Origin of the sequence: Streptomyces sp. NPDC048479 (assembly GCF_040651435.1) — a bacterium.
GTDB lineage: Bacteria > Actinomycetota > Actinomycetes > Streptomycetales > Streptomycetaceae > Streptomyces.
The window spans coordinates 39,289-53,340 of record NZ_JBEZKA010000017.1; the positions used below are offsets into that span (position 1 = coordinate 39,289).

At 69.9% G+C, this 14,052-nt stretch carries 13 protein-coding genes; 6 read left to right on the plus strand and 7 right to left on the minus strand.

Translation table 11 applies throughout. The annotated features are described in order from the left end of the window. Positions 1 to 233 precede the first annotated feature (233 nt). From AB0D12_RS25045 to AB0D12_RS25060, 4 genes are read left to right on the plus strand one after another with little or no spacing between them, the layout of a single operon-like run. On the plus strand, positions 234 to 1,547 hold the full coding sequence (locus tag AB0D12_RS25045; protein WP_362686944.1) for an ABC transporter substrate-binding protein: 1,314 nt from the start codon (positions 234 to 236) through the stop codon (positions 1,545 to 1,547). 12 nt (positions 1,548 to 1,559) lie between these two features. Continuing rightward, positions 1,560 to 2,606: a sugar ABC transporter permease gene (locus tag AB0D12_RS25050; RefSeq protein ID WP_362686947.1), complete on the plus strand. Its 1,047-nt coding sequence runs from the start codon at positions 1,560 to 1,562 to the stop codon at positions 2,604 to 2,606. Between the two features lie 9 nt (positions 2,607 to 2,615). Continuing rightward, positions 2,616 to 3,461: a carbohydrate ABC transporter permease gene (locus AB0D12_RS25055; protein ID WP_362686950.1), complete on the plus strand. Its 846-nt coding sequence runs from the start codon at positions 2,616 to 2,618 to the stop codon at positions 3,459 to 3,461. Between the two features lie 55 nt (positions 3,462 to 3,516). Next, on the plus strand, positions 3,517 to 4,962 hold the full coding sequence (locus tag AB0D12_RS25060) for a GH1 family beta-glucosidase (RefSeq protein ID WP_362687343.1): 1,446 nt from the start codon (positions 3,517 to 3,519) through the stop codon (positions 4,960 to 4,962). Here the strand turns inward: AB0D12_RS25060 and AB0D12_RS25065 are convergent. After that, positions 4,930 to 5,889, minus strand: a complete 960-nt coding sequence (locus tag AB0D12_RS25065; RefSeq protein ID WP_362686953.1) for a trypsin-like serine protease — start codon at positions 5,887 to 5,889, stop codon at positions 4,930 to 4,932. The two genes, AB0D12_RS25060 and AB0D12_RS25065, sit on opposite strands and share 33 nt — an antisense overlap. A gap of 99 nt (positions 5,890 to 5,988) precedes the next feature. After that, entirely contained in the window at positions 5,989 to 6,435 is a 447-nt protein-coding gene (locus AB0D12_RS25070) for a haloacid dehalogenase-like hydrolase (protein ID WP_362686956.1), read from the minus strand. 159 nt (positions 6,436 to 6,594) lie between these two features. Between AB0D12_RS25070 and AB0D12_RS25075 the strand changes: the two genes are divergently transcribed. Next, a complete protein-coding gene (locus AB0D12_RS25075) occupies positions 6,595 to 8,010 on the plus strand; it encodes a S41 family peptidase (protein ID WP_362686959.1) in 1,416 nt (471 codons plus the stop codon). Between the two features lie 85 nt (positions 8,011 to 8,095). Here the strand turns inward: AB0D12_RS25075 and AB0D12_RS25080 are convergent, their stop codons facing one another. From AB0D12_RS25080 to AB0D12_RS25090, 3 genes are all read right to left on the minus strand, one after another. Then, positions 8,096 to 9,583 (minus strand): cellulose binding domain-containing protein, encoded by a 1,488-nt coding sequence (locus tag AB0D12_RS25080; RefSeq protein ID WP_362686962.1) that lies wholly within the window; start codon positions 9,581 to 9,583, stop codon positions 8,096 to 8,098. 200 nt (positions 9,584 to 9,783) lie between these two features. Further along, complete coding sequence (locus AB0D12_RS25085) at positions 9,784 to 11,184, minus strand: HAMP domain-containing sensor histidine kinase (RefSeq protein ID WP_362686965.1); 1,401 nt, start codon at positions 11,182 to 11,184, stop codon at positions 9,784 to 9,786. Beyond that, a complete protein-coding gene (locus tag AB0D12_RS25090; RefSeq protein ID WP_362686968.1) occupies positions 11,181 to 11,957 on the minus strand; it encodes a response regulator transcription factor in 777 nt (258 codons plus the stop codon). Before AB0D12_RS25090 ends, AB0D12_RS25085 begins: the two co-directional genes overlap by 4 nt. Positions 11,958 to 12,026: 69 nt before the next feature. Here AB0D12_RS25090 and AB0D12_RS25095 point away from each other — a divergent pair, with 69 nt between their 5' ends. Beyond that, on the plus strand, positions 12,027 to 12,575 hold the full coding sequence (locus tag AB0D12_RS25095) for a hypothetical protein (RefSeq protein ID WP_362686971.1): 549 nt from the start codon (positions 12,027 to 12,029) through the stop codon (positions 12,573 to 12,575). Here the strand turns inward: AB0D12_RS25095 and AB0D12_RS25100 are convergent. After that, positions 12,572 to 13,456, minus strand: a complete 885-nt coding sequence (locus AB0D12_RS25100; protein WP_362686974.1) for a fused MFS/spermidine synthase — start codon at positions 13,454 to 13,456, stop codon at positions 12,572 to 12,574. The two genes, AB0D12_RS25095 and AB0D12_RS25100, sit on opposite strands and share 4 nt — an antisense overlap. Before the next feature lie 131 nt (positions 13,457 to 13,587). After that, positions 13,588 to 14,043 carry a hypothetical protein gene (locus AB0D12_RS25105; protein ID WP_362686977.1) on the minus strand — a complete coding sequence of 152 codons (456 nt, stop codon included), beginning with the start codon at positions 14,041 to 14,043 and terminating at the stop codon, positions 13,588 to 13,590. Between the last annotated feature and the right edge of the window lie 9 nt (positions 14,044 to 14,052).

The window sequence follows — 14,052 nt, forward strand, 5'->3', positions numbered from 1 at the left end:
GTCGCCTCCCCAGGCTTCCCGGGCTTCCCGGGCCGAGAACATTACGCGTCGGGTGCCTTGACACCCCCTCAGGGAGCCGCGACCCTTCAACACATCACATATGGGAGCGCTCCCACCGTACCTGACCCATACACAACCCGCACGTTCCCCGCCCGAGCCGCACAACGTCAACGTAACGGCGCTGCAAGCCGGTTGGCCGGGAGGTCGGCACGTCACGGCACAAGGAGGACGCAATGCGCAGGGCAGTAATCCTCGCGGTCGTCGCCGCGCTCGGCGCCGGTCTGCTGACCGGCTGTGCCAAGGACAGTGACGAACCTGCCAACAGCCCGTCGAAGGCCGGCGGTGGCGGCAAGGGCTCAACCACGCTCACCGTAGGGGTCTTCGGCGCGTTCGGTCTCAAGGAGGCCGGCCTCTACGACGAGTACATGAAGCTCAACAAGAACATCGTGATCAAGCAGACCTCGATCGAGCGGAACGAGAACTACTACCCGCAGCTGCTGACGCATCTGGGCAGCGGCAGCGGACTCGCCGACATCCAGGCCGTCGAGGTCAACAACATCGCCGAGATCACCGCCACTCAGGCCGGCAAGCTGGTCGACCTGGGCAAGGCGGACGGGGTCCAGAAGGACGCGTTCCTGCCGTGGAAGCTGGCGCAGGCCACCACCAAGGACGGCAGGACGATCGCGCTGGGCACCGACATCGGACCGCAGGGCATCTGCTACCGCAAGGACCTCTTCGCCAAGGCCGGGCTGCCCACCGACCGTGAGGCGGTCGGCAAGCTGTGGGCCGGCGACTGGAACAAGTACCTGGACGCGGGCAAGCAGTTCAAGGCCAAGGCGCCCAAGGGCACGGCGTTCGTGGACTCCGCGTCCGGCGTGATGGCGGCGATAACCGGCAGCAACGAGAACCGCTTCTACGACAAGGACGGCAAGGTCGTCTACAAGACCAACCCGTCCGTGAAGCAGGCCTGGGACATCGCAGCGGCGTTCGCGACGGAAGGTCTTACGGGCAGGCTCCAGCAGTTCACGCCTGCCTGGGACCAGGGCTACGCGAACGGCACCTTCGCCACCGTCTCCTGCCCGGCCTGGATGCTCGGCTATATCCAGGACAAGGCCGGGGCCGCCGGCAAGGACAAGTGGGATGTGGCCGCGGCGCCCAGGCCCAGCAACTGGGGCGGCTCGTTCCTGACCGTCCCCGACGCCGGCAGGAACAAGGCCGAGGCGGCGAAGCTCGCGGCCTGGCTGACCGCGCCCGAGCAGCAGGCGAAGCTCTTCGCCAAGCGCGGCAGCTTCCCCAGCGCCAAGGCCGCGTACTCCCTGCCCGCCGTCTCCGGCGCCAAGCACGCGTACTTCGGCAACGCGCCCATCGGGCAGATCTTCTCGAAGGCCGCCGAGGGTGTGCCGGTCCAGATCATCGGGCCGAAAGACCTGATCATCGCCCAGAACCTGGCGGACATCGGCATGCTCCAGGTCGACCAGAAGGGCCGTTCACCCAAGGAAGGCTGGGACGCGGCGGTGAAGGCGATCGACAACGCTCTGGACCAGTGAGCGCCGGTGAGCATGAGCATGCGGGGGTCCAGTGGTCGTCCCCCGGTAGAACACAGCACCACGCCGGAAGCCGCCGTGCCCTCCCCGGGGGAGGAGGGCGCGGCCTCGCCGCGCGCGCAGATACCGTCCGCGGCCGAGGCGCGGCGCCGCGCCCGGCGCAGCCGTCGCTACCGGCTGGATGTGAAGTGGAGCCCGTACGCCTTTGTCATGCCGTTCTTCGTCTTCTTCATGGCATTCGGGCTCTTCCCGCTGCTCTACACCGGCTGGGCCTCGCTGCACCGGGTGGAGCTGACGGCGCCCACCGACATGGAGTGGGTGGGTCTGCGGAACTTCTCGCGACTGCTCGAGGACGAGTTCTTCTGGAACGCGCTGAGGAACACCGTCACCATCGGGCTGATCTCCACGGTGCCGCAGCTGCTGATGGCGCTGGGCATCGCGCATCTGCTCAACTACCGGCTGCGCGGGTCGATGTTCTTCCGGGTGGCCGCGCTGACGCCCTATGCCACCTCGGTGGCCGCGGCGACGCTCGTCTTCGTGCTCCTCTTCGGACGCGACTACGGGATGATCAACTGGGCGCTGGGGCTGGTCGGTTTCGACAACATCGACTGGCAGAGCGGCGAATGGACCTCCCAGCTGGCGGTCTCCACCATCGTGATCTGGCGGTGGACGGGCTACAACGCGCTGATCTATCTCGCCGCGATGCAGGCCATCCCCAAGGATCTGTACGAGTCGGCCGCGCTGGACGGTGCCTCGCGCCGGCAGCAGTTCATCCATGTCACGATCCCTTCGCTGCGGCCGACGATCCTGTTCACCTGTGTGGTCTCGACGATCGGCGCGACCCAACTGTTCGGCGAGCCGCTGCTGTTCAACGGCGGCGCGGGCGCGACCGGTGGCGCCGACCACCAGTTCCAGACGCTCGGGCTCTATCTGTACGAGCAGGGCTGGGTCAATCTCCACCTCGGCCGGGCCTCGGCGATCGCCTGGGCGATGTTCCTGATCCTGCTGGTGATCGGCGCGGTGAACTGGCTGCTCGCCCGCCGTCTGAGCAAGAGCGCGTAGGGGGACGACATGTTCAGCGCCAAGCGTGCCGGACGCCAGTTCCACGGTGGCCGGATCACCTATGCCGTACTGATCGTGTTCACTGCCGGCTCTCTCTTTCCGCTGGTGTGGACCGCGATCGCGGCCTCCCGCAACAGCTCCCGGCTCGCGCAGACTCCCCCGCCCTTCTGGTTCGGCGGCAATCTCTTCAAGAATCTCGACATCGCCTGGACGGACGCCAATATGGGCGCCGCCCTGCTCAACACGACGATCGTCGCCGGGTCGATCGCGACCGGGACCGTGGTCTTCTCGACGCTCGCCGGCTTCGCCTTCGCCAAACTCCGCTTCCGCTTCAAGAACCTCCTCCTCCTGCTGGTGATCGGCACGATGATGGTGCCGCCGCAGCTCAGCGTCGTACCGCTGTACATGCTGATCGCCGAGCTGTCCTGGACCGATCAGCTGCAGTCCGTCATCCTGCCCACCCTGGTCAGCGCCTTCGGAGTGTTCTTCATGCGGCAATACCTGATCGAGGCGCTGCCCACCGAGCTGATCGAGGCGGCCCGGGTGGACGGCGCGAACAGCTGGCGCGTGGTGTGGCATGTCGTCTTCCCCGCGGCCCGGCCCGCGATGGCAGTGCTGGGCATGCTGACGTTCGTGATGGCCTGGAACGACTTCTTCTGGCCGATCATCGCGCTGACCCAGAACGGCAGCCCCACTGTGCAGGTGGCACTGACCGGGCTCGGCCGCGGCTATATCCCCGACCAGTCGGTGATCATGGCCGGCGCACTGCTGGGCACGCTGCCGCTGCTGATCGCGTTCGTCGTCTTCGGCAAGCACATCGTCGGCGGCATCATGCAGGGCGCGGTCAAGGGCTGATACCTCCTCACACTCCCCTATCCACACACATGTTGGGAGCACACACATGTCCGTCATGCCTGTGACCTTTCCTCCCGCGTTCCTGTGGGGCACCGCCACCGCCGCCTACCAGATCGAGGGCGCGGTACGCGAGGGCGGCCGCACACCGTCGATCTGGGACACCTTCAGCCATACGCCGGGCAAGGTGGAGGGCGGTGACACCGGGGACACGGCCGTCGGCCACTTCCACCGCCGGGCCGAGGACGTCGAGCTGATGGCCGGCCTCGGCGTCAACGCGTACCGCTTCTCGGTCTCCTGGCCGCGGGTGCAGCCCACCGGCCGCGGCCCCGCCGTCCAGCGCGGCCTGGACTTCTACCGCGGCCTCGTCGACGATCTGCTCGACCACGGCATCCGTCCCGTGCTCACCCTCTACCACTGGGATCTGCCCCAGGAGCTGGAGGCGGCGGGCGGCTGGCCGGAGCGGGACACCGCGCACCGCTTCGCCGACTACGCCCGTATCGTCGGGGAAGCGCTCGGCGACCACGTCGATATGTGGACCACCCTCAACGAGCCCTGGTGCAGCGCCTTCCTCGGATACGGCTCCGGGGTCCACGCACCCGGCCGCACCGACCCGGTCGCCGCCCTGCGTGCCGCCCACCATCTCAACCTCGGCCACGGCCTGGCCGCCCAGGCGCTGCGCTCCGTGCTCCCCGCCCGCGCGAAGCTCTCCATCAGCCTCAACCCGAGCGTCGTCAGGGCGAGGAGCCAGAGCCCCGGTGACCTGGACGCCCAGCGCCGTATCGACGCGCTCGCGAACCGGATCTTCGCGGGCCCGCTCCTCAAGGGCGCGTATCCGCCGGATCTGTTCGCGGACACGGCGGCTCTGACCGACTGGTCCTTCGTCCACGGCGACGATCTGGCCGTCATCAAGCACCCCCTGGACTCGCTCGGACTGAATTACTACGCACCTGCAGTTGTATCGGACGCCACTGACAGTCACGCCGAGCGCAGCGACGGCCATGCCGCCGCCGAGCACTCGCCGTGGCCCGGCGCGGACGCGGTCTCCTTCCACCAGCCGCCCGGCGAACGCACCGAGATGGGCTGGTCGGTCGACCCGACCGGGCTGTACGACCTGCTGCTCCACTACACCCGCGAGGCGCCGGGACTACCGCTGGTGATCACCGAGAACGGTGCCGCGTACGTCGACAAGCCGACCGCCGACGGCACGGTCCACGACCCCGACCGCATCCGCTATCTGCACGGCCATCTCTCGGCGGTCCACCGGGCGATCGCCGACGGCGCGGACGTACGCGGCTACTTCCTCTGGTCACTGATGGACAACTTCGAGTGGTCCTACGGCTACGGCAAACGCTTCGGCGCGGTCTACGTCGACTACGAGACCCAGACCCGTACGCCCAAGTCCAGCGCCCGCTGGTACGCCGCGCTGGCGCAGACCGGAGTGCTGCCGGAGTTGACGGAACGGCCGGAGCTACCCGGGCTGCCCGAGCTGCCCGAGGCCTGACACATACGGCGGACGCTTGATGTCCGCGTCCTTCGTGCCCGCGACGGCGTCGTCGTAGAGGGCTTGCGCGTCGGCTGCGTAGAGCGGTGAGTAGGTGATCCAGTCGACGTTCTGGTCGTTTCCGCCGCCGTTGTAGCCGCCGGTGTTGCCGATGACCTTGCCGGTGCGGGTGCGGGAGTCGTAGTCCGTGATCCACGGACCGCCGGAGACCCCACCGTGAAAGCCGCCGCAGACCATCTGCATCTGCCGGAAGCCGGGCAGTCGGGAGGTGGTGACATCGCAACGGAGCGCCTGGTGCTTCTTGTTGACCTCCTCGTCGCCGGGATAGCCGATCACGGTGGGGCTGTGGCGGTACCCGGACGCCCGGGTGAAGGTGAGTGAACCGGTGACGTTCTCGGCCTTGCCCTTGCCGTTGGGCGCGAGCCGCGCGAAGGCGAAGTCCAGATCGGAGACGGGCTCCGTCGTGTTCTGCCGGTACCTCGGGTCGACGAAGATCCTCTTCACCTCGAAGACGCCACTCGGCTGGTCGGCGGCGGAGGATCCGTGGCGGTACTGCGGTACGAAGACGGGGTGCGTGGCGCTCTTGAGGCCGATGGCGCAGTGGGCGGCGGTGAGGACCAGGTCCTTCCCGCGGCTGTGGACGACGCTGCCCGTGCAGGATGTCTCCCTGCCGCCGAACGGCTTGCCGTCGTAGAAGAACGTGCCCACCATCGGCAGGCCACCGAAGTACGTCCCGTTCCTGGTGCCGACAGGCGTGTCCGCCCGCCTCGGCCCGTACTGGTCCGCGTCGGCAGATACGGCGTCCGCCATGCGCTCGGCCGTCCAGAACCGCTCGTCCTCGGTGAGGGTCGCCGCCGTGGCAGGACCGGGGCGGAGCACTCCCGCGAAGACGATCAGCGTGAGTGCAAGCAGCCAACGTGAGCGCAAGACACTGTCTCTCTGGTAGAGGATCACGGCCGTGACAAAGCGACACTTGCACACAAAAGGGATCCGGTGACGCTCCAGGACACGTCAAGGCCGGCGACCTCAGTCGTCGCTGAGCACTCTCCACGTACCCCGTCGGGCGTGACGCAGCAGCACCGGATCGTCACCCACGACCACCGGGTTGCCGACCTCGGTCAGCAGGGCGAGGTCGGCCGCCTCGTCCGCGTACGCCGAGCAGTCCGCCGGGTCGAAGCCGTACTCCCGCATCAGCGTGCGCGCGGCGTACCCCTTCCCGTGGCCCCGCGTGCACGTCAGCATCTCGTCCGCGCCCAGACGCGCGGCCAGCGGCGCCACCACGGGCAGCGGAGAGCTGGAGACCAGCACCATCAGATCGCCCGCCACCGCGTGCCGCAGATACGCGGTGAGGCCGGGCTCGTTCCACAGTGCCCGCCGCACCAGCGTGCCGCCCACGTCGAAGAACGCGGCCCTACGCGGGACTTGGCGGGTTTTGGCGGCGACAGGAGTGATCGGGACAACCGTCTCGTTCATGCCCATCAATACGAGGTGCCGCCACACATCACTCAAAAGTCGTGGGGGTTTTCCCCACCCCGGAGTGACCGGACAGCGGGATGTCCCCGACAGGTCGGACCGTCGATCGTGGTGGTACGTGATCGACGACGTGGGACGACGTAAGGGGAAGGCACCATCATGCAGCTCAGGAGTGGTTCGGGCACCATCTGCAGGACGATCGCGGCGGCGGCGCTGCTGGCCGTGACCGCGAGCGTGGCCCTGCCGCTCGCCCCCGCCGGCGCGCGGCCGTCGCAGCCGCCGCAGCCGCCCGCCGGTGTGTGGCAGGTCGACGGCTACGGCGAGGTGTTCTCGCTGGACGGGAGCCGGCTGCAGGAGTACCAGGTCACCGGCGTCAGCTGCATCAAGGGCGTTTCGGCCGGGCGCGCGGGCGGGCAGGGGGGAACCGCCCGGTACGCCAACGCAGGCGGCGATGTCTTCGGCGTACGGTCCACGGGCCGTCCCGACCGGGCCGCGATGCATATCGACGGCTCACCCGGCGACCGCGGTCTGCGGCGCATCGCCGCCCTGCCCGCCGACTGCCTCAAGGAGAAGCCCGGCGGACCGGTCGCCGCCTTCGACGTCTTCTGGCAGACCTTCGAGGAGAACTACCCCTTCTTCGCCGCCAAGGGCATCGACTGGCAGGCGGTCCGGGACCGCTACCGCCCCCGAATCGGCCCGCGCACCACCGACGCCGAACTCTTCGCGGTCTTCCGGGAGATGGTCTCACCGCTGCATGACGCGCATGTCGCCGTGTTCGCAGGCGAGACCGGCCGCTTCGGCATGACCCGGCCCGGCACCGTGATGCCCGGAGAGGAGCTGGACACCAAGGTCACCTCGTACATCGAGAAGCGCGATCTTAAGGGCACCGAGCTCAGGAAGTTCGCGCGCGGCAGGATCGGATACGCCGAACTGCCGGGCGGCCAAGGCTACTTGCGTATCTCCGGATTCGGCGGCTACGCCGAGGCGAGCGACTTCGCCGCCAACAGCGCCGTACTGGATGAGGCTCTGGACACGATCTTCACCCGCGCGAGCACCGCCCGGCTGCGCGGCCTGATCATCGATCTGCGGATCAACGGCGGCGGCTCCGACTCGCTCGGGCTCCAGCTCGCCGGGCGCTTCACCGGCCATCCGTACTTCGCCTACGCCAAGCGGGCCCGTAACGACCCCGCCGACGCGAGCCGGTTCACCCGCCCGCAGCCGCAGTACGTACGGCGCGCGGCCGCACCCCGGTACACCGGCCCGATCGCGGTGCTGACCGGAGGCTCGACCATCAGTGCCGGCGAGACCTTCACACAGGCGCTGATGGAGCGGCCCGGCCGGACCGTGCGGATCGGCGAGAACACGCAGGGCGTGTTCTCCGACGCGATGGAGCGCAAGCTGCCCGGAGGCTGGCAGATCCGGCTGCCGAACGAGGAGTTCCTGACCCGCTCGGGCGGTACGTTCGACGGCCCGGGAATCCCGCCGCAGCTGCGCGAACCGGTCTTCACCGACGAGGAGTTCGCGAAGGGCCGTGACTCGGCCTTCGACCGGGCCGTCGCCGTACTCGGCCACTGAAGGACGACGCAGGGGCGCGCGCCCCGGCCGGATGGGGGGAGGTCCGGCCGGGACGCGCGGGTGGGGGGCGGGTGGCTCGTGGTGCCTACTTGAAGGCCGCGAACGCCTTCGTGAAGGCCAGCGGCTCCTGGACGATCGAGCTGCACGTCGCGTCCGCGGTGTTCTTCGCGCCGCCCGGGCACGCCTTGTCGCGGGCCGCGGACCACATCGCCAGCCAGCCGAGGCCCTTCGACTTCGCGAAGTCGACCAGCTGAGTCGCGTCGTCGACCTTGAAGATCTCGGTCGCGACGTCATTGACGCCGATCATCGGCGTGACGGCGACGGCCTTCCACGCGGCGGCGTCGGAGAGTCCGAGTACGCCCTTGATCTGCGCCTGGGTCGCCGTCGCGGCCTGGATCGCGTAGTCGCCCATGTCACCGCTGTACGCCGGTCCGTAGTCCATCGCCATGATGTTGACCGCGTCGACCTTCACGCCGTTCTTCTTGGCGTCGGCGATCAGGTCCACGCCGGGCTGGGTCAGGCCCTCGGGCATGACCGGAAGGGTGAAGGAGACATCGAGCCCCGGGTGGGACTTCTGCAGCTGCGCGATCGCCTGCGAGCGGCGGGTGTTGGCGGCGGTGTCCGGCAGGGCGGCGCCCTCGATGTCGAAGTCGACCTTGGTGAGCTTGTACTCGTCGATGACCTTGCCGTACGCCTTCGCGAGCTCGTCGGCGGAGGAGCACTTGAGCCCGAGCTCGGAGCCCGCCGCGCCGCCGAAGGAGACCCGGACGTCACCGCCCTTGGCGCGCAGCGCGCCTATCTGGGAAGCCACCTTGTCGCTGGCGAGGTCGGTGACGCCGCCCCAGAGCGGCGCGCAGCTGCCGCCGGAGGTGATGAAGGCGAGGTTGAACTCCTTGATCCCGGCCTTGGTCGCGGTGTCCACCAGGTCGTAGGCCGGGTAGAGCGAGGTGTCGACGTACGGCGCGAAGCCGGCGCCTGCCGCGGTGCCGCCGCCGGGGGTTCCGGTCGGCGTCGGGGTGGGGTTGGTGGGCGTGGGTGCGGGTGTGGGCTTCTGCGTGGGGGTGGCGGTCGCCGTCGGGGTGGGCGTGGGCTTCTCGGTGGGCCGGCCGCTCGGCTGCGGCGTCGCGCCGTCGTCGACCGAACACTTGATCTTGTTGATCGTGCAGGAGGTCGGGTCGGCGGCCGTACCCGTACCGCTCGCGGAGGTCACGAAACCGACGGTGACCGACTTGCCGGGCGCGATCTCCTTGTTCCAGCTCGCGGGCGTCACCGTGACGTGCTGCCCCTTGACGGTGTGCTCACCGTTCCACAGCGAACCGATCGTGGTTCCCGTGGGCAGATCGAATTCGAGCGTCCAGCCCGACTGCGCCTTGTCGGTGTCATTGGCGATGACGTACTGGCCGGTGTAACCACCGTTCCAGGAGCTGGTCTTGGTGTATGCGGCGCCCACCGCGGCGGCCTGGGCCGTGCCCGTGAGCGCGAACGCCGCGCCACCGATCACCGCGGCGGCGACGACCGCGCCGACCGCCTTGGTCCTGACGCTCGCCCTGCGCCGGTGCGTAGTGCTGCCCATTGCGTGCCTGCCTCTGCGTTACGGGGGTGGGGGGTGTGGCAGCACGCTAGCGGCCTGGAAACGGACAAATGGCCGGTTCAGGGCGGAGGTTGAGCTTCTTAGGACGGCCTTAAGGAAGGCATGGGAGCGGATTAATGGTCGAGACCACTCGGTTCGTTCTCGGGGGCGGAACGGGCTGCGGCCCCCGTCACGCATCGCGGTCACCGCACCAGGCCCGCGCGCTTGCGGCGCTTGACCGTTCCGCGGTGGCCGCGCCTGCGCTCACCGCCCGCGCCCTCCCGGCCGTCGAGCCCGATCCAGATCCGTATCTCCGTGCCGCCGAGCACCGAACGGCCGATCCGTACGTCCCCGCCCGTCGACTCCGCCACCCTGCGCACGATGTCCAGGCCGAGGCCCGTCGAGCCGTCCCGGCCACCGCTGTTGCCGCGGGCCATCGCCGCCTCGGGGTCGGTGATGCCCGGACCCGCGTCCGAGACCAGGACGATCACCGCGTCCTCGCCGTTGTGGACGTCGACCGAGAACGCCGTCCCCTCCGCGGTGTGGCGGAAGACATTGCCGAGCAGCGCGTCGAGCGCGGCGGCCAGTTCGGGGCGCGCGACCGGGATACGTACGGGACGGTCGACACCCGCGACCCGTACCTTGCGGCCCTCGTCCTCCGCGAGCGCCGACCAGAAGTCCATCCGCTCCCGGACGACCTCCGACGCGTCGCAGCCGGCACCGGGACCGACTGCCGCGGTCTGCGGTTTGGCCTCCCGTGCCGTACGGATGATCGTGTCGACCTCGCGCTCGAGCTGGGCGACCGCGGCCCGGGTCTGGTCGGCGGCCGGGCCCTCGCCGAGCGAGGCCGCGTTGAGGCGCAGCACGGTGAGCGGCGTACGCAGCCGATGCGAGAGATCGGCTGCCAACTCGCGCTCATTGGCGAGGAGTTGGACCACCTGGTCGGCCATGGAGTTGAAGGCCACGGCGGCGGAGCGCAGCTCGGTCGGCCCCTCCTCCGGGACGCGCGCGCCGAGCCTTCCCTCCCCCAGATCGTGCGCGGCGCCCGCGAGCCGCTGGGCGGGCTGCACCATCCGGACGCCGAGCCGGTCGGCGACGGCGACGGAGCCGACTATGAGCGCGATGCCGACGCCGGCGAGCACCAGCCAGGCGGTGTCGACGCCGTTGGAGACCTCGCCCTCGGGCACGAAGACCTCGACGACGGCGATCTGACCGGTGCTGATGGCGGTCGGCTGGAGCAGCGCGGAGCCGTCGGTGACCTCGGTGATGGAGGCACGGCCGAGCCGCTGCGTGGCCTCCAGGTCTTTCTGTGCGGCCCGGCGGGTGCCGATGTTCACCGGCTGGCTGCCCGCCTCGCCGGAGGCCGGGATGTGCACGGCCATCCGCCCGGCCGCACCGGCCTGGGTGGACATGACGGCCCGCTCCAGCGGATCGCGGTCGGCGGTGATGGAGAGGGTGGGGCCGATGGCGGCGGCCTGCCGCTCGGCGTTGGAGAGAGCCCTGTCCTTGGCCATCTCCTGGACGACGAGCCCCAGCGGCACGGCGAAGGCCACCACGACCATCGCCGTGACGGCCAGGGAGACCTTGACGAGTGCCCATCTCATGGCCGGTGTCCGTTCGGCTGTGGTCCGCCTGGCTGTTGACCGTTCGGCTGCGGCCCATTGGGCTGCGGTACGTTCGGCTGTGGTCCGTGCGGCGGCTCCAGCTTGACGCCGACTCCGCGCAGGGTGTGAAGGTACCGGGGCCTGGCCGCCGTTTCGCCCAGTTTCCGCCGCAGCCAGGACAGATGTACGTCAATGGTCTGGTCGTCGCCGTAACTCTGCTGCCAGACCTCGGCGAGCAGTTCCTTGCGCGGTACGACCACGCCGGGCCGACCGGCCAGGAAGGCCAGGAGGTCGAACTCGCGACGGGTCAGGTCGAGGGCGGCGCCGTCCAGGTCGGCCTGACGGCGCAGCGGATCGATGGAGAGCCCGCCGACCTGGATGACGCGCGAGGGCGGGGCCTCTCCGGCAGCGGCGCGCGAGCGGCGCAGTACGGCGGCCATCCGCGCCGAAAGATGCTCCACCGAGAACGGTTTGATGAGGTAGTCGTCGGCGCCGTCGTTGAGCAGCCGGACGATCTCCGCCTCGTCGTCGCGCGCGGTGGCGATGATGACCGGCACGTCGGTGATACCGCGCAGCATCTTCAGCGCCTCGGACCCGTCCAGATCGGGCAGGCCGAGGTCGAGAATGACCACGTCGAAACGGAAATGGGCCACCTCGCGCAGCGCCTCGAGGGCCGTACCGACGCTCCGTACCGTGTGGGAGGCCTCGGTCAAGTGCCGGATGAGGGCGGAGCGCACGAACTGGTCGTCCTCGACCACGAGCACACTTGCCATGGGCGGCACCGTACGCCATCCGGAGTACCCGGGTCCCCCTAAGGACAGACGCAGGGCGCGTGGTGCACTATGTCCCGGATGCATCGAGGACTCGTACATGCCATGGCGTGGTCGCTGTCCACCGGCGCGGCGGTGACGCTGTCCTGGTGGGGCGTCCATACCGTCATGTCCGGGACGGCGTACGACCGGCCGCGCGCGCTGCCGATCAGCGCGGACAGCGCCACCACGCAGGGAGCGAGGCCGCAGGTCTCCTCCACTCAACGGCCGCCGACCCCCTCGCCGTCGAAGCCGTCCGCGCCGGACAAGAGCAGTAAGCCGTCGGACACGTCTCCCGCCGCCAAGCCGAGCAGGACGAAGCCGCCGTCGTCCAAGACGCCCTCGTCGACGCCGACGTCCGGGAATGTGAAGAGCTACACGGTCGACGGCGGCCGGGTCGTCTTCGACATCGGCCAGGTCTCGGCCGAGCTGGTCTCGGCGACCCCGGACGCCGGCTGGCAGATGCAGGTGTGGAAGCAGCCGTCGTGGATCCGGGTGACCTTCACGCAGAACGGCCGCGAGGTCTCGGTGTTCTGCACCTGGAACGGCCACCCGCCGATGGTCGAGTTCGACGAGCGCTAGCGGAGCTGGCGGAACGCAGCCGGTGGCGGTACGGGTGAGGGCTTGGCGCTGGCGTCGGTGACCGCGGCCGCGCCGCCCGTGAAGTCGGCGAGTGCCCTTCCGTGTTCGACCCGGCCGGGGTGCGGGTCGCTCGCGACGCGGCGGGTCAGTTCGGCGACCGGCAGCGGTACGTCCGAGGCGAGGAGCACGGCGTTGCCGAAGCGGCGGCCGCGCAGCACGGTCGGGTCCGCGGCGAGCGCGAGTTCGGGGAAGACGCCGGCGGCGGTGGCGACCTGGGCGCGGATATGGGCGAGCGGCGGACCGTCGGCGAGGTTCGCTGTGTAGTGTCCGCCCGGCTTCAGGGCCCTTCGCACCTCGGTGAGGAACTCCGTACTGGTCAGATGCGCGGGTGTGCGGGCGCCGCTGAAGACATCGGCGATGACCAGGTCCGCCCAGCCGTCCGGGATCTTGCCGAGGCCCTCGCGGGCGTCGCCGGACCGGACGCGTATGCGCGCAGTGGGGTCCAGCGGGAGCTGTTTGCGGACCAGTTGGACCAGCCCGGCGTCCAACTCGACGATCTGCTGGGTGGATCGGGGGCGGGTGGCGGCGATGTAGCGGGCGAGCGTGAAGGCTCCGCCACCGAGGTGGACGACCTGGAGGGGGCGGCCGGGCGGGGCGACGAGATCGACGATGTGGCCGAGGCGGCGCTGGTACTCGAAGGAGAGAAACGCGGGGTCGTCGAGGTCGACATGGGACTGCGGCGCACCGTCGATGAGCAGCGTCCAGGCGCGGGGGCGCTCGCGGTCGGGTATCAGCTCGGCCAGCCCGCCGTCCACCTGCTCGACGACGGGTTCGGGGCTGCCGCCCCCGCCCGTACGGCCGCGCCGTTTACTTTTTGCCATCAGCCCATTATCGGCACCGATCCGGGTGGGCTGCCCGCGCAGGGCCCGGCGGCCGGCACGGCTTGGCATCGTGCACGATTCAGCAGCGTGCACGGCTCGGCGGTCGTGCACGGCTCGGCGGCGGCCGCGGCTCAGCTGCAGTTGTCGGCGGCCTCGATGAGGCGGGCCGCCTCGCCGAGCGCCTTGCGCAGGACCGCGGGGTCGGTGACCGGGTCGGCGTCGTCCGGCGGCAGCAGCCAGCCGCTGCCGGTGACCGGCGGCTCGGCCGGGATGCGCAGACCGCGCCCCGACGTCTGCGTACAGGCACTTCCCGGCATGTCCCAGCCGTCTGCGGTGCCGGGCGGCACGAGGAAGCCGAGAGTGTCGCAGGCGCCGTCGTGGAGAACCGGGCCGACGGCCGGAGCGTCCGCCCGGCGCAGGATGTCCACCGCCTCGAGGCCCTGCCGGGCGGGGACGGTCACCAGATCACAGGGTTCGGCAGCGGCGCCGTCCCCGGGTGGTGCGCTGCTGTCCTGGGTGGGCGTGTGCCGAGCAGTCGTCGCCGTCGTCGCAGTCCTCCGTGGGGCGCCGTTGACGCTGTTCTCCATGCCGACCTC

Coding starts and splice junctions, on each gene's coding strand:
- AB0D12_RS25045 (WP_362686944.1), top strand. CDS start 234: ATGCGCAGGGCAGTAATCCTCGCGGTCGTCGCCGCGCTCGGCGCCGGT.
- AB0D12_RS25050 (WP_362686947.1), top strand. CDS start 1,560: ATGAGCATGCGGGGGTCCAGTGGTCGTCCCCCGGTAGAACACAGCACC.
- AB0D12_RS25055 (WP_362686950.1), top strand. CDS start 2,616: ATGTTCAGCGCCAAGCGTGCCGGACGCCAGTTCCACGGTGGCCGGATC.
- AB0D12_RS25060 (WP_362687343.1), top strand. CDS start 3,517: ATGCCTGTGACCTTTCCTCCCGCGTTCCTGTGGGGCACCGCCACCGCC.
- AB0D12_RS25070 (WP_362686956.1), bottom strand. CDS start 6,435: ATGAACGAGACGGTTGTCCCGATCACTCCTGTCGCCGCCAAAACCCGC.
- AB0D12_RS25075 (WP_362686959.1), top strand. CDS start 6,595: ATGCAGCTCAGGAGTGGTTCGGGCACCATCTGCAGGACGATCGCGGCG.
- AB0D12_RS25080 (WP_362686962.1), bottom strand. CDS start 9,583: ATGGGCAGCACTACGCACCGGCGCAGGGCGAGCGTCAGGACCAAGGCG.
- AB0D12_RS25085 (WP_362686965.1), bottom strand. CDS start 11,184: ATGAGATGGGCACTCGTCAAGGTCTCCCTGGCCGTCACGGCGATGGTC.
- AB0D12_RS25090 (WP_362686968.1), bottom strand. CDS start 11,957: ATGGCAAGTGTGCTCGTGGTCGAGGACGACCAGTTCGTGCGCTCCGCC.
- AB0D12_RS25095 (WP_362686971.1), top strand. CDS start 12,027: ATGTCCCGGATGCATCGAGGACTCGTACATGCCATGGCGTGGTCGCTG.
- AB0D12_RS25100 (WP_362686974.1), bottom strand. CDS start 13,456: ATGGCAAAAAGTAAACGGCGCGGCCGTACGGGCGGGGGCGGCAGCCCC.
- AB0D12_RS25105 (WP_362686977.1), bottom strand. CDS start 14,043: ATGGAGAACAGCGTCAACGGCGCCCCACGGAGGACTGCGACGACGGCG.